This window comes from Longispora sp. NPDC051575 (assembly GCF_040681875.1).
Lineage (GTDB): Bacteria > Actinomycetota > Actinomycetes > Mycobacteriales > Micromonosporaceae > Longispora.
On the sequence record NZ_JBFAZP010000002.1, the window covers coordinates 680,958 to 706,068 of the forward strand.

Genomic DNA, 25,111 nt, shown 5'->3' on the forward strand with positions numbered 1-25,111 from the left:
CCGGTCGGGTGGACGCTCGGATGAAGCGCCCAAATTAGCACCGACCGTCAATGTTGATCACTCCATGGTGGCCGGACCCCACCGCCACCGGTGACCGGCGGGCCGCGCCCCAGCCATCGCCGGCGAGCCACGGCCGCAGTCCCGCCCCCGCCAGGTACAGGCACACCCCTGCGATCGGCAGTTCCAGCAGGGCGGCCATCGCGACCGCGACCAGCAGCGGCCAGCCGCCCTCCGCGCCGGTCTCGGCCAGGTCCCAGCACGCGTCGCCGATCAGCAGCCCGGCGATGGCGAACGCGGCGAGCCGGGCGACCGGCAGTCGGCGCCGCGCCCAGTACGCCAGCAGCAGCAACACGGCGACCTCGACCAGGTCGTAGCAGACCCACGGGTCGACGAACCACTGGCCGACCACGACGAACGCCTCGCCGACCCCGGTACCCGCGTCGAGCACGGCGCTCCCGGTGGACTCCGTGCCGGGCTGGGCGAACAGCACGTCCTCGCTGGAACCGGTGGCGATCAGGACGGCGATCCAGCCGAGCAGGACGACGGCCAGGGCGAGGGCGGCGGGGGCGACCCGGGTGCGGTACCAGAGGGGCATGACCCCACGCTGCCGGAGCGATCTTGGGCCCGCCATCGGGGTTCGCCCGGAGTTGTCCCCTAGGGCGGTTTTCGCCACCGAGGGCCTGAGTTCCCCTGCGGGGACCGCCTGTTCGCGGGGTCCCCAAACCGGTGGCGGGTCGTGGTGACCGTGTGTGACGATCTCCGGCATGGCTGATGCGGTGGACGTGGTGACGGTCAGGCGGCTCGGGCCCGGGGACTGGGAGCTGACCCGGCGGCTGCGGCTGGCCGCGCTGCTGGACGCGCCCGACGCGTTCGGCGGGACCTACGCCGACACCCTCGCCCGCCCCGAGGAGCAGTGGCGGTCCTGGCCCGGTGGCGGGCCGGTGTTCGCCGCCGAGCGGGACGGGCTCCCGGTCGGGCTGGTCTGCGGGTTCCCGCATCCCGACGGCCGCGCGGAGCTGATCAGCATGTGGGTCGCCCCCGGGGCGCGGGGCCGGCGGGTCGCCGCCCGGCTGATCGACGCCGTGGCCGACTGGGCCCGGGAGAGTGGCGCCGAGGCCCTGGAGCTGCACGTCTACCCGCACAACCAGGCCGCGTACCAGGCCTATGCCCGTTACGGGTTCACCGACCAGGAGGTCGCCGACGAGATCCTGATGCGGTTGCCGCTCCGCTGACGGTCGGCCCGCGACGAGCGGGGGTACCGGGGCGCGGCACCGTGGTGTCCGGGGTCCACGGTGCCGCGCGCACCGGGCTACCGGATCCGGTACGCGTTGTGGACCGTCTGGGTCACCCGCGCGCCGCCCGGCCCCGTGGCCGTGGCCCGCAGTGACACCCCTCCCCCGGCCGCCGGGTGCCGGACCTGCCCGCACCATCCGGTCCCGTCCCGGGCCACGCGCACCGGCACCCAGGTCGCCCCGCCGTCGTAGGAGGCGTCCACGGTCAGCGCCGTGGCCCGGGAACCGTCGGCGCCGGACACCGTGATCGGGAGCCGGAACGGCCGGCCGGCGGGCGCGTACCCCTCCGGGTCGAGGTGTGGGGTGAAGCCCACGGCCAGGGCCGGCAGCGGGGTGGGTGCGGCGGTGTGGCCGGAGCGGAACGTCCACTCGGTGGTGATCCGGTCGCTGAGGACGGCGGTCGGGTCGGCCCAGGTCATGACGAGGCGGTAGTCGGCGGGCCCGGGCGGGACCGTGGTAATCATGCCGTTCACGGAGCTGGTCTCGGCGATCTTCGTGCCGTCGCGGTAGAGGGCGGTGCCGGCCGTGGTGGTGTCGGTGGCGCGCAGGCCGTACCAGCCGGCGCCGCCCGGGCCGCGCATGGTGCTGATCGTGGACAGTTCGTCGCCGTTCCGGGTGAGCAGGCGGGGCAGGGCCGCGGGGCCGTACACCGGCCTGTTGAGCTCCTCGGTGTGCTGGCGGCCCGCCCGGTAGGTGGTCAGGTCGTCGACGGCGTGGTACTCCATGCCGGTGGCCGCGCTCTTGGCCAGGTAGGCGTTCCAGCCGATGTCGCCGCCGCTCAGGTGGTACCCGGTCCGTTCGGAGCCGACCCTGGCCGGTAGCGGGACGCCCGCCGCCGAGTCGAAGCCCAGGGACCGGGCGAACGGGAACACCGCGTGCTCGGCGACCGGGAACCTCGGGTCCACCGGTCCGGACACCCGGGTCCGCACTGTGGCCAGGTCGCGGGGCTCGATCCGCTGGCGTCGGGAGCTGGGCAGGTCGGCGATCGCCCAGGCGAGGTGGTAGGCGTACGGGCTGTCGATCAGGGGGCCGTCGGCCGCGAGGGTGGTGGACACGATGGAGGCCAACCGGCCGGCGGGCGGCGGCGGGCCGAGCCGGGCGAGTCGGAGCTGGTCGAGCCGGTCCGCGCCGATCCAGGTCGTGGTGGGCCCGTACGGGCCGGCGAGTCGGACGCCGACGGACGCGCCGAGGGGTACGGCGCCGCGTTCCGGCACGGTGACCTCGTACCTGCCGGCCTGTCTGCCGTCCATCTCCGCCGTCGCCGGGCCGGTCACGTCCAGCACCGGCCGGGTGAGCATGCCCATCCCGTCGGGGCCGAGCAGCACGGTGGCCACGGAGTAGCGGCCCGGGGGCACCCGGAGCGTCTCCTCCCCGGTGCCCAGGAAGTAGGAGCCGTCGCCCGCGTCGGAGGTGAGGCTGGTCGAGTAGCGTTCCAGCCGCCAGTCGGCGGGGGCCGTGTGGTGGACGGTGACCGGCACGAGCTGGCGTTCGCGGTGCGCGGTGAACGCGGTGACCAGCGCGGTGTCGGTGCCGGTCGCGACCACCCGTCCCGTGTACCGCCCGTCGGGCCCGCCGACCCGGGTGTCCGCCGTGACGGTGACCGTGGCCGTGCCGCCCGCCGGGACCGTCACCGACGGGTCGGCGGTGAACATCCCGGCCGGGGCGGGCCGGCCGTCGGGCGCGGCGCCCTCGACCCGCAGCGCGAGGGTGACCGGGGCGGAACCCTGGTTGCGGTACCCGATTTGATGGGTGACCGGGGTGTCGTCGCCGTGCGGGTACTCCTGGGTGCCGAAGTCCAGCGCGCCCGACTCGGCGACCACGGCCTGCCGGACGGCCCGGCCCACGTCGACCCGGCCGGCGCCCTGCCCGGGCACGTCCCCGACGGGCCGGGCGCTCCCGGTCAGCGCGTTCTTCACCCGCGCGGCCGTCCAGTCGGGGTGCTGACCGGCCAGCAGGGCGGCGGCGCCCGCGACGTGCGGGGCGGCCATCGACGTGCCACTGAGGCGGGTGTGCAGGTCGTCCACCGGCGTGCCGGCGACGCCGTGCGCCGCGCGGGCCGCCACGATGTCCACCCCCGGCGCGGAGATCTCGGGCTTGACCGCGCCGTTGGCGCCCGGGCCCCGGCTGGAGAACGGGGCCCGCTGGTCGGCGGCGTCCACGGCGGCCACGGACAGGGCCGCCGCCGCGGTACTGGGCGAGTTGACGCTGCCGTCGAGGCCCTCGTTCCCGGCGGCGACGACGAACAACGCGCCGGTCTGGGCCGTCAGCGCGTCGACGGCCTGCTCCAGCGGGTCGACCTCCGGGGTGTCCCCGGAGCCGAGGCTCAGGTTGACCACCCGGGCGTGCCGCTCGACCGTCGCCCAGCGCATGCCGGCGAGGACCGCCGACTCCGGGCAGCCGTGGGCGGCGCAGACCTTGCCGACCGCGAGCGTCGCGCCGGGCGCCACGCCCCGGTGCACGGGGCCGACCCCGGCGATGGTGGCCGCGACATGGGTACCGTGCCCGTCCAGGTCGTCGGCGTCGGGATCGTCGGTGAAGTTCGCGGTCGCGCCGATCCGGCCGGCCAGGTCCGGGTGTCCCGCGTCGACGCCGGTGTCCAGGACGGCCACGGTCACGCCCGCGCCGGTGTGCCCGGCCGCCCAGGCCTCCGGCGCGCCGATCCGCGGCACGCTCCGGTCCAGCAGCGGCTTGCGGAGCCCGTCGAGCCAGAGCTTGCCGGGTGCGGCCGTCCGGTGGCCGCCCCAGTACGCGGCGGCGTCCTTCTTGGCCAGCCTGCGCGGGGTCACGCCGGCCGCGAACCCGGTGCCGGCCTGGTCGAGGAGGGGCAGGTCGGGGCGGCGGGCGTCGTCGTACCCGAAGGCGATCAGGGTCGTGACGTCGAACAGCCGGGGGTCGAGTCTCCCGTCGCGCAGCCCGTCGAGGGCGTCGGCGGGGGTGACCCTCAGGTGGCCGTCGGCCTTCCTGACGATGTGGCCGACGTGGGACCGGCCGGGGGCCATGACCACGGAGACCCGCTCGCCGGCCACGGTGACCCGGTCCCCGGTGACCAGGGTGACGGTGTGGACCGGGCCGGGCGGGGTGCCGGTCGGGGCGGGTGGCGGGGTGGCCCGCGCGGCGCCCGGGAGCACGGAGAGCAGGAGTGCGGTCAGGGCTACGCCGACCGGCCATCGTGGACGCATCGCTGTCCTTCCGGAGAGGTGGATGATCTCTACCGGGAGGACGGAGCCGGGCACTCCGGGCGTTGCCCGCCCACCGGAACTCCCGGCGGACGGGCCCGTCCCCGTCGGCTCAACGGCGGCGGCGCAGCAGGAGGAGGAGCGCTCCGGCGCAGGTCAGGAGCAGGAGCGCCCCGCCGGCGGCGTACCAGGAATAGGAACTGTCCGCCGGCACCGGCTGTGACCGGGGCGTGGGCGTGACCGGCTCCGCCGCCGCGGGATCCTCCGAGGCCGGGACCGTGGCGCTCGCGGACGGGCTCGGCGTCACCGACGGCGACGGGCTCGGCGTGGGCGACGGGCTCGGGCTGGGGGCATCCCCGATCCGCACCTCGACCTCGGCGCCCGAGGCCCCGACCGACCGCACCGTGACCGTCACCTTCGCCGCCGCGTCCGTGAACGGCCTGCCGACCGCGAGCGCGGTGTCGTCGGTCCCCTTGGTGCCCGGGGTGGCGTCCAGCAGCGGGGCGTCGGCGTACTTCGCGTTGTCGACCCGGTAGGCGTACACGCCGGGGGTGGTGGTGTCGATCGTGGCCTTCGCCCGGTACTCGACGACGACCTTGCGCGCGCCCACCGCGATCTCCAGCGCCCGGGGGCCCGGCCGGTCGCGCGGCGCGTGCAGTGCGGCCAGGGTCCACCGGCCGGTGCGGGTGACCGCCACCCGCCGGTCGGCCGGCAGCCAGCCGGTGTGGATCAGCTCGGGGGCCGACAGCCCCACCAGGCCGCCGCCGCCTATCGGGGACCGGTCGCTGTAGCCGTCCTCGGCGCACGCGGCCACGGACGCCGGCTCGCAGACCAGCCGGCGTTCGTGCGACAGGCCCAGGTTGTGGCCGAGTTCGTGCACGGTGCCGGTCAGGCTCAGGTAGTCCATCAGCAGCGCGGTGCCGCCGGGTACCGAGGCCAGGCCCGCCCACGCGCACTTGTTCTTCTGGCTCGGGATCACCACCGCGAGCTGGTCGTAGGCGTCGGCGGGCACCCCGTGGTCGGCGAGCGCGGCGCGTCCGGCGCGCTGGATGGCGGTGAAGTCGCAGGTCGCGTCCAGGTCCGCCGGCCACGGGCCGAACAGTCCGCCGTCGCCCACCGGGGCGTACCGCAGCCGGCCGTCGGACGCCTCCTCGTAGTAGCTGACCACCGACGGGGCCGGGCCGAAGAACTGCGCGGCGAAGGTGGCGCGCACCTTGTCCGGGTCCCGCAACGCGCTGTCGCGGAAGTCGAGCAGGACGACGGCGGTGCGCCGGACGGTCGGGGCGGCGTACGCGGGCGGGGCGGTCGCCACGAGGGTCCCCAGCGCGGCGGCGACGGCGAGGAGGCGGGACGGGGTTCTCATGTACCTGGGTCGGGAAAACGGCCCCCGGATTACGCCCAGCGTCCCGGAAAGTTCGCCGCCCGGCTAGGCCACCGCCCGCTCGGCGAGGATCCGGGCCAGCTCGGCGGGCCGGGTGAACATCGGCCAGTGCCCGGAGTCGATGTCCACGTACTCGACGTGCTGGGCCCGGGCGAGTTCGGGCACGTCCCCGCCGTCGACGCACGCGCGGGCCTCGTCGGGGCTGAATTCGGGACACACCACCACGACGGGTACGTCGAACCGCCGCTCGTCGGCCAGCCGCACCACGCCCCGGGCGACGCCGACCGGGACGGGGACGGCGGCGGACGCGATGGCCCGGCGGGCGTCCTGGTCGAGGTCGACGGCGTCGGCCCCCTCGAACGGTCCCCAGCCGGGGAAGGGCATCCCGTCGTCGACGATGTCGAAGAAGTCCGCGTACAGTTCCCCGTCGGCGGACGGGAAGCCGCCGACGAGGGCGACCCCGGCGACCCGGGCGGGGCGGGCGTCGGCGGCCAGCCAGGCGAGGGTGCAGGCGGCGGAGTGCCCGACGACCAGCACCGGCCCGGTCGCGGCGTCCACGGCGGCGACGACGGCGGCCACCTGGTCGTCGAGCGTGGCGGCCGGCGCGCCGTCGCCCTGGCCGGGGAGGGTGATCGGCACGGGACGGTGGCCGAGCTTGTCCAGCTCGGCGGCGACGTCGGTCCAGACGGATCCGTCGAGCCACAGGCCGGCGATGAGCAGGATGTCCATGACGGGGTTCTCTCTCTCGTGCGGTCGGTCGCTTCCCACCCTAGGGCCGGTTCCGGACGTTCTGCTTCCAGGTTCGCCGGGACGGTCGCCTAGGCTGCCCGGGTGGCGAACTCCGACAGCCCCACCGCCCGGGCCCTGCGCACCCTGGAGATCCTCCAGAACCGCCCCGGCACCACGGCCGGGCAGCTCGGCGCGCGGCTGGGCGTGACCGAGCGGGCCGCGCGCCGCTACGTCGGGATCCTCCGGGAGGCCGGCATCCCGGTGGAGTCGACCCGGGGCCCGCACGGCGGGTACCGGCTGCGGCGCGGAACCCGGCTGCCCCCGGTCGTGTTCACCGAGGCGGAGGCGCTCGGCCTGGTGATGGCGGCCCTCGACGGCCAACGCGGCGACCCCGACGGCCTGGTCTCCGAGGCCCTCGGCAAGGTGATCCGGGTACTGCCGGAGCGGGTCGGCCGGCAGGCCGCCGTACTCCGGGAGCACGCCGCCGCCGCGCCCGACCGGTCGGCGTCGCGGCCGGCCCCGACGATCCTCAGCGCGCTGGTCTCCGCCGTCGCGGACCGGTGCCGGGTGCGGGTCGGCTACCAGGGCGGCTCGGGGGACGCGTGGGAGGCGGAGGTGGACCCGTGGGCGGTGGTCGTGCGGCACGGCCACTGGTACCTGCTGTGCCACTCGCACCGCGCGGACGCGATCCGCACCTACCGGGTGGACCGGGTCCGCGCCGTCGAGCCGACCGGGCACGCCTTCGAGCCGCCCGCGGACCTCGACCCGGTGGCCGTACTGGAGCGCAACCTCGGTACCGGGTGGGCGTTCGGCACCCGGGTGGTCTTCGCCGCGCCGCTGGCGGAGGTGGCCCCGTGGGTTCGGCCGCCGATGGGCCGGTTGGAGCCGCACGGCGAGGGGTGCGTGCTGGTCGGCAGCACCGGCAATCCGGCGATGTACGCGCAGGAGTGGCTGCCGACCATCCCGTTCGACTTCCGGGTCGACGGCGGCCCGGAGCTGCGGGCCGCCGTCGCGACACTCGCGGCCAGGCTGACCGCAGCGGTCAAGGAGCCCTGACGGGGCGCCGACGCGTCCGGCCAGGGCGTGTCCGGTAGATCTCGTCGAGGTCGCGGCGGGTCTCAGGGCGCGAACGGCACGTGGGGATGGTGCCCGGACCCCATAGTCATATCCGGAAGACGTCACCGTGCAGCTGGCGCGGAAATGTCGGTGGGGGCGGCTAGGCTCGGCGCCTGTCCATACTGGAGTTCTCGGATGGGGGTACGCATGGCGACGCGGTGGACGGAGGTGGCCGTCGGCGCGGCGGGCGGCCGCACGGTCGCGGTGGTCGGCGGGGAGGACGGCAGCCTGCTGCGGTTCGACGTCGACACGCTCGCGGCGCTCGGCGGTCCGGTCGCCGCGCACGACGGTTCGGTGGACGCCCTCGCCACGACGGTGCTGGGCGGCCGGCCGGTGCTGGTCAGCGCGGGCGGAGAGTCGCTGCGGCTGTGGGAGCTGGAGACGGGTGCGCCGCTGGCCGGGCCGGTCGAGCTGCCGTACGACGTGACCCGGATGTGCGTCACGACGTGGAACGACCTGTCGGTGGCCGTCTGCCTGCACTCCGACGGCCTGACCCGGGTGTACGACCTCGTGGCCGGCGCCCTGGCCGCCGGTCCGCTCGACGACTGGGCCGGTGCGGTGGCGCTCGCCGAATGGGACGGCCAGCTGGTGGCGGTGCTGTCGGACCACCCGTTCGACGAGGACGCCGGGGACTACGACTTCGACGAGGTCGCGCTGCAGGCCTGGGATCTGGCGGAGGGGAGCCGGATCGGCGGGCCGCTGCTCGACGGCGGGTTCGGCGGCGTGGTCGTGGATCCGCCGGCGCTGCTCGTCGGGCACGGTACCGGCGCGGCCCTGGTCTCCGGGGTCGGGGCCGACGGTCACGTCCGGGCATGGGACCTGGCGTCGGGCGAGGCGCTGTGCGAGCCGCTGCCCGTCGGTGACGAGGACGAGAACGTGTCGGCGCTGGCGGCCGTGCGCCGCGACGGCCGGACGCTGGTGCTGGCCGGCACGACCGACGGCGCGGTGCGGCTGTGGGACCTCGCGGGAGCCGAGATCGGGGCGCCGTTCGCTCCCCTCGCCGACTGGGTGGCCGGGGTGGCGCTCACCGAGCGGCACGGGCGGCTCGCCGCGATCGCCGTCGGGCTGGACGGCGTGGTGCGGGTGTGGGAACCGCTGGACGGCGGCCACGTCGCCGACCTGGTGCCGGCCGCGTGACGGGCCGCGGTACCTCCTGACGCGTTTGTTCCATCCGGCCACGGCGGCGGAGTCCGCCGCGTCGCGGGGGCGCCATTCTGGTGACCGAGGGCCCGCCCCGTCGCCTGGGTGGCAGGGCCCTGCGGTGGCCGAGGGGCCCGTCGCCGGGCCCCTCCCTCCGTCACGCGCTCGCGTAGCACCGCCGGAGCCACCGGCTGCGCGTCGGGTCGGTCGGGGTGAACGCGGTCCGCCGGTGCAGGCACCGGTAGTTGTCGAACACGAGGACCTGTCCGGGTTCCAGGACCGGCTCCCACGCCGCCGCGCGCCCCAGGGCCGCCTTCCAGCGCTCCAGGCCCTCCTCCGATCCGGGGGTGGTGCCCCGGGTGGTGCCGAGGTCGAACCGGACCCGGTACCCGACCCGGTGGCCCTCCAGCACGGGGACCCCGGTCAGGAGCAGCGGCTCGGTCGGGTCGGTCGAGGCGGGCGCGCCGACCTCGAACACGTCCGAGGACAGCAGCCGCCGGTCGGACTCGTCGAGCTGGTCGAGCGCGTCCTCCACGGCCATCAGCTCGGTGGCCACCCGTTCGTCGTTGCGGACCGCGTAGAACGTCAGGTAGCGGGGCACGCTGACCCGGGGGTCGGTACCCGGCTCGCCGAACCGCAGGTGCGGGTTGTCGGTGTGCCAGAAGAACTCCGTGTCCGCGCCCCAGGAGCTCGTGGTCCCGGCGGCGCTCGGGTTCGGGGCCACGTTGCGCATCAGCAGGCCGTCGTTCTCGTAGTCCACCGCGTACGGCATCAGCCCGAGCAGCTGGAGCACGCCGAGGTGCACGGCGTTGACGACCGCCAGGCGCGTCTCGTCGACGAAGCCGTCCACGGGTGTGGCCGGGAACTCCTGCTGCGGCAGGTTGTCCACCAGCAGCGCGTGGTGCCCGGTGTGCGGGAACACCGCCAGAGCGCCGAGCAGTTCGCCGGGCAGATGGGTACGCAGCGCGTGGGCGCCGATCCCGGCCAGGATCGCGGTGTGGGTGTCCGGTTCGAGGTCGGTGCCCTCGATCCGGTCGGTGATGGTCTTCTCCAGGATGTCGCGCACCCCGTCGTCGACCCGGTAGGTGACCAGACTCAGTCTCCGCATGCCTTGCTCCTCCCCGTTCTTTAGAACACGTACTTGAACAGCAGCGACCCGAACAGCACCACCAGGGACGCGACGAGCGTCGCCTTCACCACCTTCGCGCCGCCGCGCAGCGCGGTCCTGCTCCCGAGGTAGTTGCCGGCGATGTTCGCGAGCAGCATCGGGATGCCGACCAGGTAGAGGATGTTGCCCGTGGCGACGAACGCGACCAGCGCGCCCACGTTGGACGCCAGGTTGAACACCTTCGACGTCGCCGAGGCCTCGACGAGCCCGAGCCGCAGCACCAGGTGGAAACCCAGGACGAGCATGCTTCCGGTACCGGGGCCGAAGAACCCGTCGTAGAAGCCGATCACCAGGCACAGCAGCGGCGCGCCGATCAGGATCTTGCGGCTCTTGAGGTCCACCTCGCCGGTGCCGCGCTCCTTCTTGGGGAGCAGGGTGACGGCCAGGCCCAGCGGTACCAGAAAAGTGATGATCTTTCCGATGGTGTCGGGGTCGAACATCAGGATGACCTTGGCGCCGACGAACGCGCCGACGACGGCGAACAGCACCCCGACCCCGACGAGCGACCAGACCACCATCTTGTTGCGGGCGAAGTTGTACAGCGCGGCGAGGGTGCCGACCGTGCTGACGTACTTCTCGGTGCCCAGGGCCAGTTGCGGCGAGTAGCCGGCGAACAGCAGGGCCGGCACCAGGATCAGCGCGCCGCCGCCCGCGATGCTGTCGATGAAACCGGCGATGAAACCGGCGAGCGTGAGTAGAACGATGTCCATCTTTCCCCCGAACAGGTGGCTTTCAGTGGTGGAAGAGCGCGCCCCGGTGCACCTTGTGCTGGGCGGCCTGCGCCAGTGGTCGCACGACCAGCTGGTCGATGTTCACGTGCGGTGGCAGCCCGACCGCCAGGCTCACGCACGCCGCGACGTCGCCGGCGGTCAGCGGGCGGTCCACGTCGGCGTACACGGCGGCGGCGCGCTCGGCGTCCCCGGCGAACCGGTTGAGGGCGAACTCCTCGGTGCGCACCATGCCGGGCAGGATCTCGATCACCCGGACCGGCTGGCCGCACAGCTCCAGCCGGAGCGTCTCGCTGAACGCGTGCTCGGCGTGCTTCGCGGCGCTGTAGCCGCCCCCGCCCTCGTAGTTGGCCGCCGCGGCCGTCGAGGTGACTGTCACGATCGTGCCGCCCGCACCGGCCCGCAGCAGCGGCAACAGCGCCTGGGTGACCCGCAGGGTGCCGAGCACGTTGACCGCGAACATCCGCTCCCACTCCGCCGGGTCGGACAGTGCGACCGGCTCCGCGCCCAGCGCGCCACCGGCGTTGTTGACCAGCAGGTCGCACCGGTCGAACCCGGCCGCGAAGTCGCGCACCGAGGCCGCGTCGGTCACGTCGAGCTCCACCGCCCGGCCGCCGATCTCCCCCGCCAACCGCCGGAGCCGGTCGATCCTGCGGGCCGCGACCACCACCTCGAATCCGTCCTCGGCCAGCCTCCGAGCGGTCGCCTCACCGATCCCGCTGCTCGCCCCCGTCACCACCGCGACGCCCGTCATGCGCACTCCACTCTGGATACATCCCGTACTGATCTAGAACGGTAAGGACGGGGTTCGGGAGTCGCAAGCGGCTCGGCTTTGAGAAGAATCACGGCGCATTATCGATCGGCATCCGCCAATGCCCTAACGGGCAATCCATCGACAGACAGCAGTCAGAGGATGGCACGCCGCACTGTCGAACCAGTTCAGACCAGGGAGAACATCGGCGATCCACGTGCGAGCCGTTGCCGACCCGTTTCCCTAAGGGGCGACTGGAAACAACAGTTCTAGAGGTGCTGGGGAGACAGGGTGAAATACCCGAACAACCGCGGATTGTTTCCGGCAGGTGCGTGGCGTAGTCTGCCCGTTTCTCCGGCGCGCCGTTCCTGGAGGCGGGGCTGGCGGGCGCTGGTCATAATCCGGTCATGCCCCGGTTCAGCGCACAGTTCGAACAGCTCGCCGTCCGCCACGTCGCCCTCGCCGCGCACCAGTCGCTGGTGTTCGACGCCGAGGTCGGATCGGGGGCCTGGCGGCACAGCTTCGTCGACCGGACGTTCACGATCGGCGAGCGCACCCTGCCGATGCTGCCGATCGGCACGGCCCTGCCGGAGCACGGGGTGCTGGCCTGGTGCTGGGCGGACAGTTCGCTGGAGCCCTGGCCGTGGACGAAGGACGCCTCCTGGCGGCTGCGGATGTACGGGATCACGAACGACATCCCCGAGTTCGCCACCAGCGGCGTGCGGCTCGGCGACTGGGACGACCTGAACGAGGCGGCCACCCGGCTCCTGGTGGTCGCGCTCGGCGTGCTCGGCGCCCGGGGCAGCTACGGCTTCCGGATGGCGCACGGCGGCGGTTTCTTCGTCCTCACCGACGACCCCGTGCTGCCCACCCCGGAGGAGCCGGCCCCGGAACGGGTCGAGCAGGTGCTCGGGCTGGCTGCGGCGTACTTCCCCGAACTCGACCAGATGGAGGTCGCGGCGCACTACGTCGAGGCGCTCGGCGGCCGGTGGACGCAGATCCCCGGCGGGCTCAGCGTCCGGTTCGCCACGGCGGGGATGTCGCTGCACTACGCCGGCAACCGCCTGCGGTGGACCGGCCCGAGCATGGCGTGAGGCCGGGCCCGCCCGGGGCGCACCGCGCGGGCCCGGCCACCAGCGGCTGAACCGCCGCCGACCTTCGGCGGCGGTTCAGCCGCCCCCCGTTGGCGTGGCCCGGACAGGACCACGCCGCCCCCGCGACTACTCGTAGTGGATCGCGGTCAGTACGTCGGTGCGGGCGGCCCGGATCGCCGGCAGGGCGGCGGCGAGGACGCCGACGACGACGGCCAGGCTCAGGTACCCGAACATCTGGGTCCACGGCAGGACCAGCACGGTCAGCCCGTCGTCCTCGAGCGCCCGGACGACCGCCGCGCCCAGGCCGACGCCGACCCCGATGCCCAGCAGGGCGCCGAATACCGAGATCACCACCGACTCGACCGTGACCATGCCCATGATCTGGGCGCGGCTCATGCCGACGGCGCGCAGCAGGCCCAGTTCGCGGGTGCGTTCGATCATCGACAGCGCCAGGGTGTTGACCACGCCGAGCACCGCGATGACGATCGCCAGCGCGAGCAGGATCTGGATCATCGCGAGCAGGATGTCCAGGTACGACGTCCGCTGCTCGATGTAGGAGCTGCGGTCGGCGACCCCGACCTCGGGGCTGTCCGTCAGGTACGCGTCGACCTGGTCCCTGACCGCCGACCCGTTCGCCCCGTCGGCGAGCCGGATGTAGGCCAGCACCGGGGTGGGACTGAGGAAGTTCCCGGCCGCCGCCAGCGGAAGGAGGTACCCGTCCACGACCCCGGTCTTGGCGTACACCCCGACGACGGTGTAGGTGACCGGCTCCCCGCGCGAGGACCGGATCCGGACCGGGTCCCCCACGGCGAGGCCGTCGTGGCGCGCGGTCTCCTCGTCGAGGACCACCTGGGTACCGGACACCGCGTCCACCGAACCCGACGTCGCCCGCAGGCCGAGGATGTCGGCGAGCGCCCGCAGGTCACTGGTGGCGTACACCCGGCCGCCCGCCTTGTCGTCGACCGTGGCGGTGTCGAGGTAGACGCCGGCGACGGCGCGTACCCCCCTCGTGTCCTTGATCTTGTCCAGCACCGCCGGGTCGAAGGACGGCGGCGGGCCGCTGAGCTGCTCCCCGGAGACGACCAGCTCGGCCCGCAGGCCGTCGTCGATCGTCCTGGCCACACTGGCCTTCATCGACGTGGCCACGACGCTGACCCCGATCACCAGCGCGATGCCGATCATCAGCGCCGAGGCCGTGATGGCGGTCCGGCGCGGGTTGCGGGCCGAGTTGCGCCGGCCGAGCTGGCCCGGCGTCGACCAGGACAGGATCCGGCCCAGCAGCGACACGACCGGACGGCTGATCGACGGGGTGAGCAGCGCGATCCCGACGAACGACAGCAGGACGCCGCCGAGCAGCATGGGCAGCGTGTCGTCGCCCGCGCCGCCCGCGAGCGCCACCCACAGGCCGGCCACGCCGAGCGTCGTGACCACGCCGCCCGCGATCGTGGGCGTCCGCAGCGACCGGGTGGTGTTCGCCGCGTCGCGCATCGCCGCGAGCGGGGCGATCCGGGCGGCCCGCAACGCCGGGGCCAGCGCCGCCAGGACGGTGACGAGGACGCCGATCGCGAACGCGGCGACCACGGCCGCCGCCGGGACCACGAGCCCGCTGGTCGGGATGACGCCGCCGATGGCCGCGACGAGCCCCGCGCCCACCCCGATCCCGGCCCCGAGGCCGAGGACCGAGGCGGTCAGCCCGATGAGGACGGCCTCGACGATCACCGACCCGACGACCTGGCCGCCGCTGGCGCCCATGGCGCGCATCAGGGCCAGCTCCCGGGTCCGCTGGGCGACGATGATCGAGAAGGTGTTGACGATCAGGAAGACGCCGACGAGCAGCGCCACGGCCGCGAAGCCCATCAGGATGTCGCGGAGGAAGTCGAAGACGCCCTTCACCGCGTCGGCCTGCGACCTGCCCATCTCCGCGCCGGTCCGGACCACGAACGGGTCGCCGAGCGCCGAGCGCACGGAGTCGCGCAACCGCTCGTCCGAGGTGCCGGGCGCGGCCGTGACGTCGATCGAGGTGAACTGGTCGGGCCCGCCGAGCAGCAGCCGCTGGGCCGCCGGGGTGGTGAACGCGATCGTGTATTCGCCGGCGAGCGAGCCACGGTCCCCCGAGTAGCCGAAGAACCCGACGATGGTGAAGGCCCGCTTCGGCTCCAGGGTCAGCACGCCCACGGCATCGCCGATCCGGTACCCGGAGGCCTCGGCCAGCGTCCCGTTGATCAGGATCTCGGTGTCCGCCGCCGGGGCCCGGCCCGCCCGCAGCCGCACGACGTCGTTCCCGCCGGTCCAGTTGGTCCCGAACGCCTGCCCACCACCGGTGATGACCTTGCCATTCTTGCCGATGAGGCGCGCGCCGTTGGCGAACACGGTGCCGGTGGTCCCCCGGACGCCCGGGACGGCGGACACCCTGTCGAGCGCGGAGGCCGGGATCGGGTCCGCCGGCCCGTCGGGGACCGTGGACCCGCCCGTCACCGTGACGTCCGTTCCGTCGTAGACGGACGCGTACAGATCGTCGAAGGACCTGCCGAGGGTCTCGGTCAGGATGAGCGCGCCGGAGACGAACATGACGCCCAGCACCACCGCGAGCGCCGACAGCACGAGTCGGAGCTTGCGGGACAGCAGACTCTTCAGGGTGGCCTTCAGCATCAGTCGTCTCCGCCGTGCGCGTGCGGGTCGAGGCTCTTGAGCTTGTCGTGCACCTGGTCGACGGTCGGCTCGAGGAGCTCATCGACGATCTGGCCGTCAGCCAGGAAGATGACCCGGTCGGCGTAGGACGCGGCGGTCGGGTCGTGGGTGACCATGACGATCGTCTGGCCGAAGTCGCGCACCGAGTTCCGCAGGAAGTTGAGCACCTCGGCACCCGACCGCGAGTCGAGGTTACCGGTCGGCTCGTCGGCGAAGACGACCTCCGGACGCGACACGAGGGCGCGGGCGCAGGCGACGCGCTGCTGCTGACCACCGGACAGCTCGGTCGGTTTGTGCTTGAGCCGGTCTTCCAGGCCCACGGTCTTGATCACCGTGTCGTACCACGCCTGATCCGGCTTGCGGCCGGCGATCGACAGCGGCAGCAGGATGTTCTCCTGCGCGGTCAGCGTGGGCAGCAGGTTGAACTGCTGGAAGATGAACCCGATCTTGTCCCGGCGCAGTTTGGTCAGACCGCCGTCGGACAGCTTGTCGACCTGGGTGTCGCCGATGAACAGGTCACCGCGGGTGACCGTGTCCAGCCCGGCGAGGCAGTGCATCAGCGTCGACTTGCCGGACCCGGACGGGCCCATGATCGCCGTGAACTGACCCTTGGCCAGCTCCACGTCGATGCCGCGCAGAGCGATCACCTGCGCCTCGCCCTGCCCGTACACCTTCCACACGTCGGACGCGCGCGCCGCGACCGGCTGTACCGCTGTGGTCATCGCTGTCTCTCCTGTCTCCGAACGCACCGGCCGTGCCGGCTGGTGCGAGAGCCGCGAACTGTCCCGTGGCCCCGGGCGGGGGCGGTGGGACCGACTGCGGCCGGCGGGTGTTCGTGTCCGCCGCCCGGCGCCGCCGATGCCCTGCCGCGCCGCCCGTGGAAGGGCCCGCGCTTTCTGCGATCAGCGTTCGCAGTTGTTAGGTTACGTCAGGCGCGTACCGTCCGCAAAGGAGATATGTGCTCGCCGTAGTCGTCGGCTTCGATCCGTGCCGGGTGCCCGCCGGGTGCCGGTCACTGGCCGCCGGTTGCCGGGGGCCTGGGGCCGGTTGCGGTTGCGGTTGCGGTTGCCGGGCATGTTGCCGGGCCGCCGCTTCAGGACGCCTTCATCGGGTACCGGCCGGTCGGGCGGCCGTCAGCGGGCCGTGGCCCGGGGCCGCCCCCACCGCGTGGGGCACCGGCGCACCACCGTCCTAGCCCTCCGCGCGGAGCAGCCCCGTCAACATCCGGGTGACCACCCGGTCGAAGAGCGGCTCCGTCGGCGCGGCCGGGCCGGACGCCGCGGCGAAGACCACCGCCGCGAGGTGCGGATGGCGCCCCTCGGCGGCGACCGCGCCCACATAGGCCGCCCGGGCCTGTTGCACCTCCGGCGACTGCTGGTCACCCAGCTCCGCGCGGGTCAACATGACCACCATCCCGCCGAGCAGGCCGACGGTCTCCAGCTTGGTGATGGCGTCCACGTCCAGGGTCGACATCGCGGCCAGGGCGTGCTCCAGAAAGTCCATGGCGCTCGGACCCACCGCCACCCGGGTACTGGCCAGCTCGATCATCCACGGGTGGCGCAGGTACCCGGCGCGGCTCTCGTGCGCGAGGACCAGCAGGTCGGCGAGCCAGTCGCCGGAGCCGAGCCGGGTGTAGTCCAGCTCCCCGTGCACCTCGTTCACCATGAGTTCGAGCAGCTCGTCGCGGGACGCGACGTACCGGTACAGCGACGCCGGCCCCGAGCCGAGCGCGCCGGCGACCGCCCGCATGGTGACGGCCGGCAGGCCCCGCTCGTCGGCGATGCCGATCGCGGTGGCGGCGATCTCCTCGCGGCTGTGCTCCGGCGCCGGCCCCCGTGCCGCACGCTCGGGGCGCAGCCAGATGCTGTCGGGCACGTCGCCGTCCTCCCTCGCGAACACTGTATGCGGAATCGTAGGCCCGCCGTGTCCGCCGGTCCGGCTACAGGTCGCGGTTCTCGTCGGCCGCCAGCGCGGCGAGCACCGCCTCCACCCCGAACTGGAACTCCGGCACCCCGTTGTGCGCGACGGCCCGGCTCGCCGTCAGCGAGAACGCCCGTTCCGTGCCGAGCCCGGCCCGGATGGCGTGGAACCGCGCCGCCCAGTGCTGCCGCTCGACCGGGTCCTGGAGGCGTTCGTGCAGGCCAGGGAAGGTCAGTTCCTCGTCGAAGTCCATCGTTACGCTCCACGCGTCGGGGTTACCGAGTCTCATCACTCGGCCCGGGTGCGCCAAGGGACCGGCGAAGGTTGTCACGAAGCCGTTACCGCCCGGCGGGCTACTGGGTGGTTTGTCCGGGATCGACCACCGGCCCGATCGGGGTGCCGGACGTGCCGGGCTGCGGTCGGGCCAGGCCTCGTCGAGGTCGTGCGCTGTGCCTCGGCTGCGAGGGCGTGACCTGGGGCTTTCCGCGTCGCCGTGGGCGCGGGGGCGAGCGGGTGCGGGCGGGTGCGAGCGTCGCCGTGGGCGGAGGCGCGGGCACGGGGACACGGGGACACGGGAGCACTGGAGCCCGAGAGCCCGAGAGCCCGGTGCCCGGTGCACGGGGCACGGGGCACGGGGCACGGGGCACGGGGCACGGGGCACGGGGCACGGGGCACGGGGGCGCGGGGCACGGGGCGGAGGCGCGGGTGCGATCGTCGCCGGTCGGAGATCCGTCCGCGATGTCGGAACGGCAGGATGACGCGCATGTCCCGCGCCCTCGCCTGGCTCGCGCACCCGGTCACCCTGGTGGCCGGGCTCCTGCTGGTACTCAACGACCATCTGTTGAAGCCGTCGTTCCCCGGGCCCGTCACGGGGAAGCTGTCCGACGTCGCCGGGCTGGTGCTGGCGCCGGCCCTCGTCGCCCTGGTCCTGCCGGCCCGGTGGGCGGTGCCGGTCACGGGTGCCGGGTTCACGCTGGTGAAGGTGAGCGGCGCCGGGGCGGCGGTGGCCACGGAGCTGTGGGGCGCGCTGGGCGGGCCGTCGCGGGTGCTGGCCGATCCGACGGACCTGTGGGCGCTGCCGGCGCTGGGACTGTCCTGGTGGGTGTGGACCCGGGTACGGGACCGGCCGGAGCCCGAGGGGACCGCCCGTCTCCTGCGGGTACTCGTCGTGCTGCCCTGCTGTCTGCTGTCCGTGGCGGCCACCTCCGCGTACCGCCCGCCGACCTACGACGTGTCCGTGGCCGACGGCCAGCTGCGGTTCGGCTACCTGGGCAGCTCGGACGGCACGCGATGGCACGAGGTGCCCAGGGCCGTCCCCACCCCCGGGTGCTCCGGGCCGACGTGTCCGCCCTCGTCCTACCCCGGGGAGCCGGAGCCGGAACCGCCCCGCACGGCCTGTGCCCCGACGGGCCAGTGCTACCGGGTCGACGGCGAGCACCTCCGGGTCGAGGAGTCCGCCGACGGGGTGACCTGGACCCTCGCCTGGGAGGTCCCGGCCGGCAGGCTCGAACACCTGCGCCGGGCCTACCCGCCCGCCTACCAGGAGTCGAGCCCCCGGCTGGCGTCCACGTCCGTGGCCGTCCTCGCGCTGCCGGGAGACGGGTACGTCGTGGCGGTCGGCAACCAGCGCGACGGGCTGCTGTTGCGCGACCGGCACGGCACCTGGACCCGGATCGGCTTCCCCGCGTACACCGACAGTAAGGGCGTTCGGGTTTCGGGAAATCGCGCGCCGTCGCTGACGGGAGGTCCGGCGATCCGGGCGGAGACCGGCCTCTCCGTCGGCCTGGCACTGCTCGCCTGGGCGGCGGCGCTGCTGGCCGGTCGGCGGCGCGGCGACCGGTGGGGGCCCGGCGCGGTGTCGGCAGTACCCGTCGTCGCCGTGGGCTCTCTGATCTTGTTCGCGGGGTGGAACGCGGACTTCCCCATGAACTTCGCGGGCGTGCTGTTCGGGGCCGTCGCCCTGCTCGTCGGGTCGCTCCTGGCCACCGGGTTCAGCGTCTCCTCCCGTGGGCTGCGTCCCGTCGGATTCGCGGTGGCCGCGGTCACGGCGGTCGCCACCGGGGTCGGCGTGTACCTGCCGTTCCACGCGTGGAACACCGGCACGATCGACGGGTACCCGCGGGCGGCGTGGACGGCGCTGGGCGTGGCGGCGGTGGGCACTGGGCTGGCCGTGGCCGCCGGCCGCCTGTTCGGGAACCGGCCCGCCGCCCGGAGCCGGGCCATCCACCCGGGATACGTCGGCGCCCCGCCCGCCCCACCCGTCCCGCCCGCACAGTTCCACAAGGGCGTCGGAGCGGCACCCACGCCCGCCCCTCCGACCGCGTTCTACCGGGGCTACGGGCCGCCACCTACCCTGCGCCCCGCCGCCCCGGAGCACCCGGCCGACGCCGACGGCCCGCCCGACCGTCATCTGAGCCCCGGGCCCGAGCCCGAATGACGGTCTCGGTACGGCCGGCAACCTGGACCTCGGCGAGGAGCCACGAGGTATCGAGGTCCTACCCAGAGGCCACCGCGCCGACTGTCACAGACTTGCCCTTTTCGCCAGCAGCCACTGTACGACCGATCGGGGTTGGTGTCGGGAGCGCGGCCGGACCGTAGACGGGGAGTCGCACCGAGTCGCCGACGCACGGTCTGGCCCGCGTATCACCCACGACGACCGCGCCAGGTGCGCACGACGTCGACTCCAGTCGACCAGTTGCCCGGTCGTCGACGACCAGCGGATCGTCGCCCACCCGGAAAGGTGACTCGTAAACAACCCGACACACTGCGCAACCAACATTGACTACGGTCAAAGCGGACCATCAGTGTCGTCAATGAGGGGTTGCCGCGTGCCTACGCCAGGGAACACCGAGAACACGCCTTCCCGGCCCGATACGATCGCCAACCGGGAGGACTTCGCCCGCGAGCTCACAGTCCTACGGGAGTACGCCGGTCTCACCGTCCGACAGGTGGCCGCGAAGATCGGCACGGGCACACCGCACACGACGCTCGCCAGTTGGTTCGCGGGACAAACAGTTCCCCTGCCCGCATTTCGCGGCACCCTGGTCCAGCTCCTCATGGTGTGTGGGGTCGCGGACGACGTCGGAATCGAGCGTTGGCTCTCCGCGTGGGAACGCGTTCGCCGTGCGCCGGGGCGGCGCCCCGGCGCACCGTCGCCGTTTCGCGGACTCGCGTCCTTCAACCCCGAGGACGCCGACTGGTTCTTCGGCCGGGAGGCATTGACCTCCGAACTCGTCACCCGGGTACATGCCCTTGACGCGGCTGGCGGCGGAGTACTCATCCTGGTCGGCGCATCTGGAGCGGGAAAGTCCTCGCTGCTACGGGCCGGACTTGTCGCGGCGATGCGCCTCGGGGACCCGCCGGGAACTCTGGCGAGAAACGTGATTCTGATGACCCCGGGAAGCCGACCGATGTCCGACCTGGAGCAGCAGCTGGCCGCACTCGTCGCCGAGAACACGGGAGATCTGCGCGAGGGCCAGGTCCCTGCCGAGTCCACCCATCCAACCACGCGACTGGCCAACGGGGCAGGACTCCTGTTGCTCGTCATCGACCAGTTCGAGGAGGTCTTCACCGAAGCCGAGGTGGCGGAACGACGGAGCTTCCTCTCCGCCCTGGAAGCTGCGGCCAGCGGCGCCGTGGTGGTGGTCGCCCTGCGCGCGGACTTCTACGCCGCCGCTCTGGAACTGCCGATGTTGCGGACCGCGGCTCGCGACCACCAGGTTCCGGTCGGACCGATGAGCCGGGCGGAGCTACGGCAGGCCATCGTGAAGCCGGCGCGCAAGGCCAGGATCACGATCGAGGAGGGGCTCGTCGAAATCCTGGTCCGGGACGCGACGTCCCGTGACATGGACACGTCGATCGACCGCTGGGAAAACGGCTGCCTACCGTTGCTCTCGCACGTGCTGTACACAACCTGGAAGACCGGCAAAGGTCAACGACTCCGGATAGAGGACTATCAACGGGCGGGAGGAATCACGGGTGCTGTGGCCTCCACGGCGGATGCGATCTACGCACAGCTCGACGCGCGCCACCGCGATGTGGCGCGGCGGCTGTTCCTCGCGCTCGTGCACCTCGCGCCAGACACTCCCGACACGCGGCGCCGGGTATCGCGGGTCGACCTGTTCGCCCACATGGGCCCGGAGAACGGGACTGCGCTCGAGGCCGTACTCGAACAGTTCGTCTCCCAGCGCCTCATCACCGTCGACGCCGACGCGGTCGAACTGAGCCACGAGGCTGTCCTCAGCGCGTGGCCACAGTTGGGTGCCTGGATACAGGCCGACCGCTCCAGCCTGATGGTCGCCCGCCAACTGGCCGCGACCGCCAGGGAATGGAGGATCGCCGACCGTGATCCCGAACATCTCTACGGCACCGCCCGCCTCAACGCCGCTCAGGACTGGGCGGACAGCCACGCGTCGGAAGTGCCCACAGATGTGGCGGAGTTCCTGCGGGCGAGCCATCACCGCGCGCGCCGACGGACCCGCCGGCTACAACAGACCGTGGCCGCGCTCACGGTGCTGCTGATGGCGACAGCGACAGGTGGGATCCTGGCTGTGCGTGCCCAGTCCGGTGCCGAAGCGGCCCGCGCCGCCGCAGTCGCGGTCCGGGATGCGGCTCTGTCCCGACTTGTGGCCGCCCGTGCGGACCAGTTGCGGGCGCATGACCCGTCCCTGTCGGCACAATTGTCGGTCGCCGCGTACCAGATCGCCGCCACGAGCGAGGCCCGAGCCAGTCTCGTCGGCGCGACCGGCGTAGCCCTGCCGACACGGCTACTGGGCGGAGGTGCCCAGATCATGCAAGCAGTCGCATTCCATCCGTCCGGGCGGGTTCTCGCGGCCGCAGCGGACACCGGGATCAGGATCTGGGATCTCACCGATCCGCTCCACGGGCACGGAACAACCCTGCCGGGAGTCGGAACGGGAACTGTCTTCGCCCTCTCCTACAGCCCCGACGGCCGGTTGATGGCCTCAGCAGGCGCCGACCAGGCCGTCCATCTGTGGAGCACGGCGGAGGATCCGACTCGGCCGGACCCCCTCGGCGCGTTGACGACTGGATCCGCCAGTACGGTGTACTCGGTCGCCTTCAGTCCCGACGGCCACACGCTGGCCGTGGCGGACGCCGACGGCACCGTGCGGATGTGGAACATCATTGACCCGACCCACCCGACGCGCGTGGGGTCGCCCCTTCCGGTCGCTGGTGGGGCGACGAAATCCGTCGTCTTCACGCCGGACAACCAGCGACTGGTGACGGGGAGCGAGAGCGGGACCGTTCGTCTGTGGACCCTCGCCGATCCCACCCAGCCCCGCATGATCGGCATCGCCCAGGGACCGACCAAAGAGGTCGATCAGGTGGCCGTCAGCCCCGATGGCCGCATGCTCGCCGCCGGTAGCCGCGACTTCAGCGTGTACCTCTGGGACATCACCGATCCGGCATCCCCAACTCCCGTTCGCGACCCCCTGGTCGGAGCCCGAAGCTGGATCAACACGGTGGCCTTCAGCCCCGACAGTACCCACCTGGCCGCCGGTGGGTCGGATACCGCACTGGGCGTCCGGATCTGGGATGTCACCACCGGACGGCTGACCGCCACCCTTCCTCATCCCGCGCCCGTCACCTCCGTGAGATTCCGTCCGGACGGTCGCACCGTGGCGACAGCCGCCAATGACGGCACCGCCCGCCTGTGGCCGGTGCGTGGGCCGGTCCTCGCCGCCACCGGCCCTGTCAGCGCCGCTGTGTTCAGCCCGGACGGCAGAGTGTTGGCTGTCGGCAGCTCGGACGTCCAGTTGTGGAACATTGCCGACCCTCGAGCGCCCACCCCGTTCGGGCCACCGCTGGCGAACCCCGACAGGTTCTCCGGTTCGTTGGCGTTCTCCCCCGACAGCAGGACACTTGCGGTAAGTCATGGGGCGTCCGGAACGATCAGGCTGTGGGACACGACGGATCCCGCACGACCAGTGGCGCACGGACCACCGACGGCGGCACACGACAAGATCGTTCAGACGGTCGCCTTCAGTCCCGACGGAAACCTCCTCGCCACCGGCGCCGACGACGCCACCGTGCGCCTGTGGGACACGACCAGCAAGACCCGCCCCCTGCTGGTCGCGACGATGACCGGCTTCACAGGCATCGTCACCTGGGTCACCTTCAGCCCGGATGGCCGCACGGTCATCGCGAGCAGCGCTGACAAGACCATTCGGCTGTGGAACGTGGCCAATCCGCATTCGCCCACCTCCGTCGGAGGGCCGCTGTCAGCGGGAAGCCACTATGTCTACAGCGTGGCGTACAGTCCCGACGGCCGAACCATCGCCGCCAGCAGCGCCGACAGCAACATCTACCTCTGGAATGTCGGCGTCGCAGGGCTACCCCGGCCACTCGGCTCACCGCTGCACGGCCCGACCAACTACGTGTACATGCTGACCTTCAGTCCCGACGGTGAGACCCTCGCCTCCGCGACCACCGACGGCCACGTCTGGCTCTGGAGCCTTCAGAACCGTGGACATCCCGTTCCACTCGCTGCGGTAGCCATCCCCCAAGGAGCGTTGTACACGATCGGCTACCACCCGGGCGGCACAGCACTCGCGGGCGGGGGCGCTGCGGGAACGACATGGCTGTTCACCACTGATCCTCACCTGGCAGCTCAGCAGATCTGCGCGAGGACGGGTGACCACATCACGGTCGAAGAGTGGTCGAAGTACATACCCGACCGCTCCTACCAGCGGCCGTGTCGAATCTGAACCGGCTCCGTGCCAGACCACATCCGTCGGATGTACGGGGATGTACGGGCAATTCGCCAGGTCTTCCGATCGCCCACGGGTTCGGCCAGCGTCAGGGTGTGCCGGGAGCCAACCCGGCACGAACACCCTCGACGAACTGGAGGACACCTCATGACGCACCTCCTCAGCCAAGGACGTGGCAGTGCGGCCCGTCGGATGTCGACGGCGGCCGTGATCGCCACGTGCCTCGCCATGCCGTTGACCGTCGCCACGCCGGCTCACGCAAGTTGGCACTCGGCATACACCACCGTCGCGGACGTCGCCGTGCGCGACTGCTACCACCCCGAGCCGCAGCCCCCGAGCCAGTACTGCAACCTCCAGAAGCGGCTCCCGCAGGGCACCTCCCTGCACGTCGTCTGCCAGCGGCAGGGCCAGAACATCTATGGCAACGTCTGGTGGGACTACGTCGTACACAGTGCCGGTGAGGGCTACGCATCGGACTACTACGTCTACACCGGTGTCGACGGCCGGCATCCCAACATCGATCTCTGCCAGTAGTCCGTAGCCGGACTCAGCCGGGTGGGGCGGATACAGGATCCGGCCCCACCCGGTGCGGCACCTCCGATCCACGGCACTCGTGGCTCCGACCGTCGGCGCGTTGAGTGCGCCGTCAGCTCAGTGGCTCCTCAGCACACCCTCTGATGGTTTGCCCCCGCGGTGTAGGTCTCAGCGAAGTGGCGGCCGTCGGGGTAGCGGAGACGGACGTGGAAGTTGACACAGGTGCTACCCGGCGCATAGACCTGCATGGTGTAGGTCCACAGTGTCGTTCGATCGGTCGCCTCGAGACTTCGGTTGCCGTCAGTCCAGATCACCTTGTAGGAGTCGCCACCGGTCGGATTGCCGTCGACCGTCACCCAGTTCGTCTGGCAGCGGGATGAAAAGTAGACATTGGCCCAGGCGACAATCTGACCCAGCTCAGTCTCGACGGACCGCCGTGCGATCCAGGAGGAATTCTGGCTGCAGTAGTTCGGTGCGAGGTACGGGTTGGTGCCGTAGTCCGCAGCGCTGGCGTGCGCGGGCATGGGGCTCAGAAGCACCACGGCGGCGACCACGAGCGCGACCCACCAATGCTTCAGTCTGACCACGTGCGTAGCGACGGGCGACGAATCGGCCGGTCGCAGTCTCATCCGATGTGACATCGAACCACTCCTTCCTGTCGGG

Annotated in this window: 19 protein-coding genes; 7 read left to right on the top strand and 12 right to left on the bottom strand. The window is 72.6% G+C overall.

The window, feature by feature from the left end:
• Positions 1–34 precede the first annotated feature (34 nt).
• Positions 35–595, bottom strand: coding sequence for a hypothetical protein (locus tag AB0M43_RS06830; RefSeq protein ID WP_363721820.1), 561 nt, complete (start codon positions 593–595; stop codon positions 35–37).
• Between the two features lie 169 nt (positions 596–764).
• Between AB0M43_RS06830 and AB0M43_RS06835 the strand changes: the two genes are divergently transcribed.
• On the top strand, positions 765–1,232 hold the full coding sequence (locus AB0M43_RS06835) for a GNAT family N-acetyltransferase (RefSeq protein WP_363721822.1): 468 nt from the start codon (positions 765–767) through the stop codon (positions 1,230–1,232).
• A 77-nt stretch (positions 1,233–1,309) separates the two neighbouring features.
• Here AB0M43_RS06835 and AB0M43_RS06840 read toward each other — a convergent pair whose 3' ends face one another.
• From AB0M43_RS06840 to AB0M43_RS06850, 3 genes are all read right to left on the bottom strand, one after another.
• Positions 1,310–4,471 carry a S8 family serine peptidase gene (locus AB0M43_RS06840; RefSeq protein ID WP_363721823.1) on the bottom strand — a complete coding sequence of 1,054 codons (3,162 nt, stop codon included), beginning with the start codon at positions 4,469–4,471 and terminating at the stop codon, positions 1,310–1,312.
• 109 nt (positions 4,472–4,580) lie between these two features.
• Positions 4,581–5,831, bottom strand: coding sequence for a hypothetical protein (locus AB0M43_RS06845; protein WP_363721825.1), 1,251 nt, complete (start codon positions 5,829–5,831; stop codon positions 4,581–4,583).
• 63 nt (positions 5,832–5,894) lie between these two features.
• On the bottom strand, positions 5,895–6,578 hold the full coding sequence (locus AB0M43_RS06850) for an alpha/beta hydrolase (RefSeq protein ID WP_363721827.1): 684 nt from the start codon (positions 6,576–6,578) through the stop codon (positions 5,895–5,897).
• 102 nt (positions 6,579–6,680) lie between these two features.
• Here AB0M43_RS06850 and AB0M43_RS06855 point away from each other — a divergent pair, with 102 nt between their 5' ends.
• Complete coding sequence (locus AB0M43_RS06855) at positions 6,681–7,634, top strand: WYL domain-containing protein (RefSeq protein ID WP_363721830.1); 954 nt, start codon at positions 6,681–6,683, stop codon at positions 7,632–7,634.
• 207 nt (positions 7,635–7,841) lie between these two features.
• A complete protein-coding gene (locus AB0M43_RS06860) occupies positions 7,842–8,831 on the top strand; it encodes a WD40 repeat domain-containing protein (protein WP_363721832.1) in 990 nt (329 codons plus the stop codon).
• A gap of 160 nt (positions 8,832–8,991) precedes the next feature.
• On the opposite strand, the gene AB0M43_RS06865 is transcribed toward AB0M43_RS06860, so the two are convergent.
• From AB0M43_RS06865 to AB0M43_RS06875, 3 genes are read right to left on the bottom strand one after another with little or no spacing between them, the layout of a single operon-like run.
• Complete coding sequence (locus AB0M43_RS06865; RefSeq protein ID WP_363721834.1) at positions 8,992–9,942, bottom strand: TauD/TfdA family dioxygenase; 951 nt, start codon at positions 9,940–9,942, stop codon at positions 8,992–8,994.
• A 20-nt stretch (positions 9,943–9,962) separates the two neighbouring features.
• The gene (locus AB0M43_RS06870) at positions 9,963–10,712 is read right to left on the bottom strand and encodes a TSUP family transporter (RefSeq protein ID WP_363721836.1); all 750 of its coding nucleotides are present in this window, start codon (positions 10,710–10,712) and stop codon (positions 9,963–9,965) included.
• Positions 10,713–10,734: 22 nt separating this feature from the next.
• A complete protein-coding gene (locus tag AB0M43_RS06875) occupies positions 10,735–11,484 on the bottom strand; it encodes an SDR family oxidoreductase (RefSeq protein ID WP_363721837.1) in 750 nt (249 codons plus the stop codon).
• 404 nt (positions 11,485–11,888) lie between these two features.
• On the opposite strand from AB0M43_RS06875, the gene AB0M43_RS06880 reads away from it, so the two are divergent.
• Positions 11,889–12,575 (top strand): DUF6882 domain-containing protein, encoded by a 687-nt coding sequence (locus tag AB0M43_RS06880; protein WP_363721839.1) that lies wholly within the window; start codon positions 11,889–11,891, stop codon positions 12,573–12,575.
• A gap of 126 nt (positions 12,576–12,701) precedes the next feature.
• Here AB0M43_RS06880 and AB0M43_RS06885 read toward each other — a convergent pair whose 3' ends face one another.
• From AB0M43_RS06885 to AB0M43_RS06900, 4 genes are all read right to left on the bottom strand, one after another.
• Entirely contained in the window at positions 12,702–15,224 is a 2,523-nt protein-coding gene (locus tag AB0M43_RS06885; RefSeq protein ID WP_363721841.1) for an FtsX-like permease family protein, read from the bottom strand.
• The gene (locus AB0M43_RS06890) at positions 15,224–15,985 is read right to left on the bottom strand and encodes an ABC transporter ATP-binding protein (RefSeq protein WP_363721842.1); all 762 of its coding nucleotides are present in this window, start codon (positions 15,983–15,985) and stop codon (positions 15,224–15,226) included. The genes AB0M43_RS06885 and AB0M43_RS06890 overlap by 1 nt, the downstream gene beginning before the upstream one ends.
• A 469-nt stretch (positions 15,986–16,454) precedes the next feature.
• Entirely contained in the window at positions 16,455–17,162 is a 708-nt protein-coding gene (locus AB0M43_RS06895; protein ID WP_363721844.1) for a TetR/AcrR family transcriptional regulator, read from the bottom strand.
• Between the two features lie 40 nt (positions 17,163–17,202).
• Positions 17,203–17,436, bottom strand: coding sequence for a hypothetical protein (locus tag AB0M43_RS06900; protein ID WP_363721845.1), 234 nt, complete (start codon positions 17,434–17,436; stop codon positions 17,203–17,205).
• 510 nt (positions 17,437–17,946) lie between these two features.
• Here AB0M43_RS06900 and AB0M43_RS06905 point away from each other — a divergent pair.
• The 3 genes from AB0M43_RS06905 to AB0M43_RS06915 all read left to right on the top strand — a co-directional run bounded on the left by AB0M43_RS06905 (position 17,947) and on the right by AB0M43_RS06915 (position 24,448).
• Entirely contained in the window at positions 17,947–19,620 is a 1,674-nt protein-coding gene (locus AB0M43_RS06905; RefSeq protein WP_363721847.1) for a hypothetical protein, read from the top strand.
• A 511-nt stretch (positions 19,621–20,131) separates the two neighbouring features.
• Complete coding sequence (locus AB0M43_RS06910) at positions 20,132–23,911, top strand: WD40 repeat domain-containing protein (RefSeq protein ID WP_363721849.1); 3,780 nt, start codon at positions 20,132–20,134, stop codon at positions 23,909–23,911.
• Positions 23,912–24,061: 150 nt separating this feature from the next.
• On the top strand, positions 24,062–24,448 hold the full coding sequence (locus tag AB0M43_RS06915; RefSeq protein WP_363721851.1) for a hypothetical protein: 387 nt from the start codon (positions 24,062–24,064) through the stop codon (positions 24,446–24,448).
• Positions 24,449–24,576: 128 nt separating this feature from the next.
• On the opposite strand, the gene AB0M43_RS06920 is transcribed toward AB0M43_RS06915, so the two are convergent.
• Complete coding sequence (locus AB0M43_RS06920) at positions 24,577–25,035, bottom strand: hypothetical protein (RefSeq protein WP_363721853.1); 459 nt, start codon at positions 25,033–25,035, stop codon at positions 24,577–24,579.
• Between the last annotated feature and the right edge of the window lie 76 nt (positions 25,036–25,111).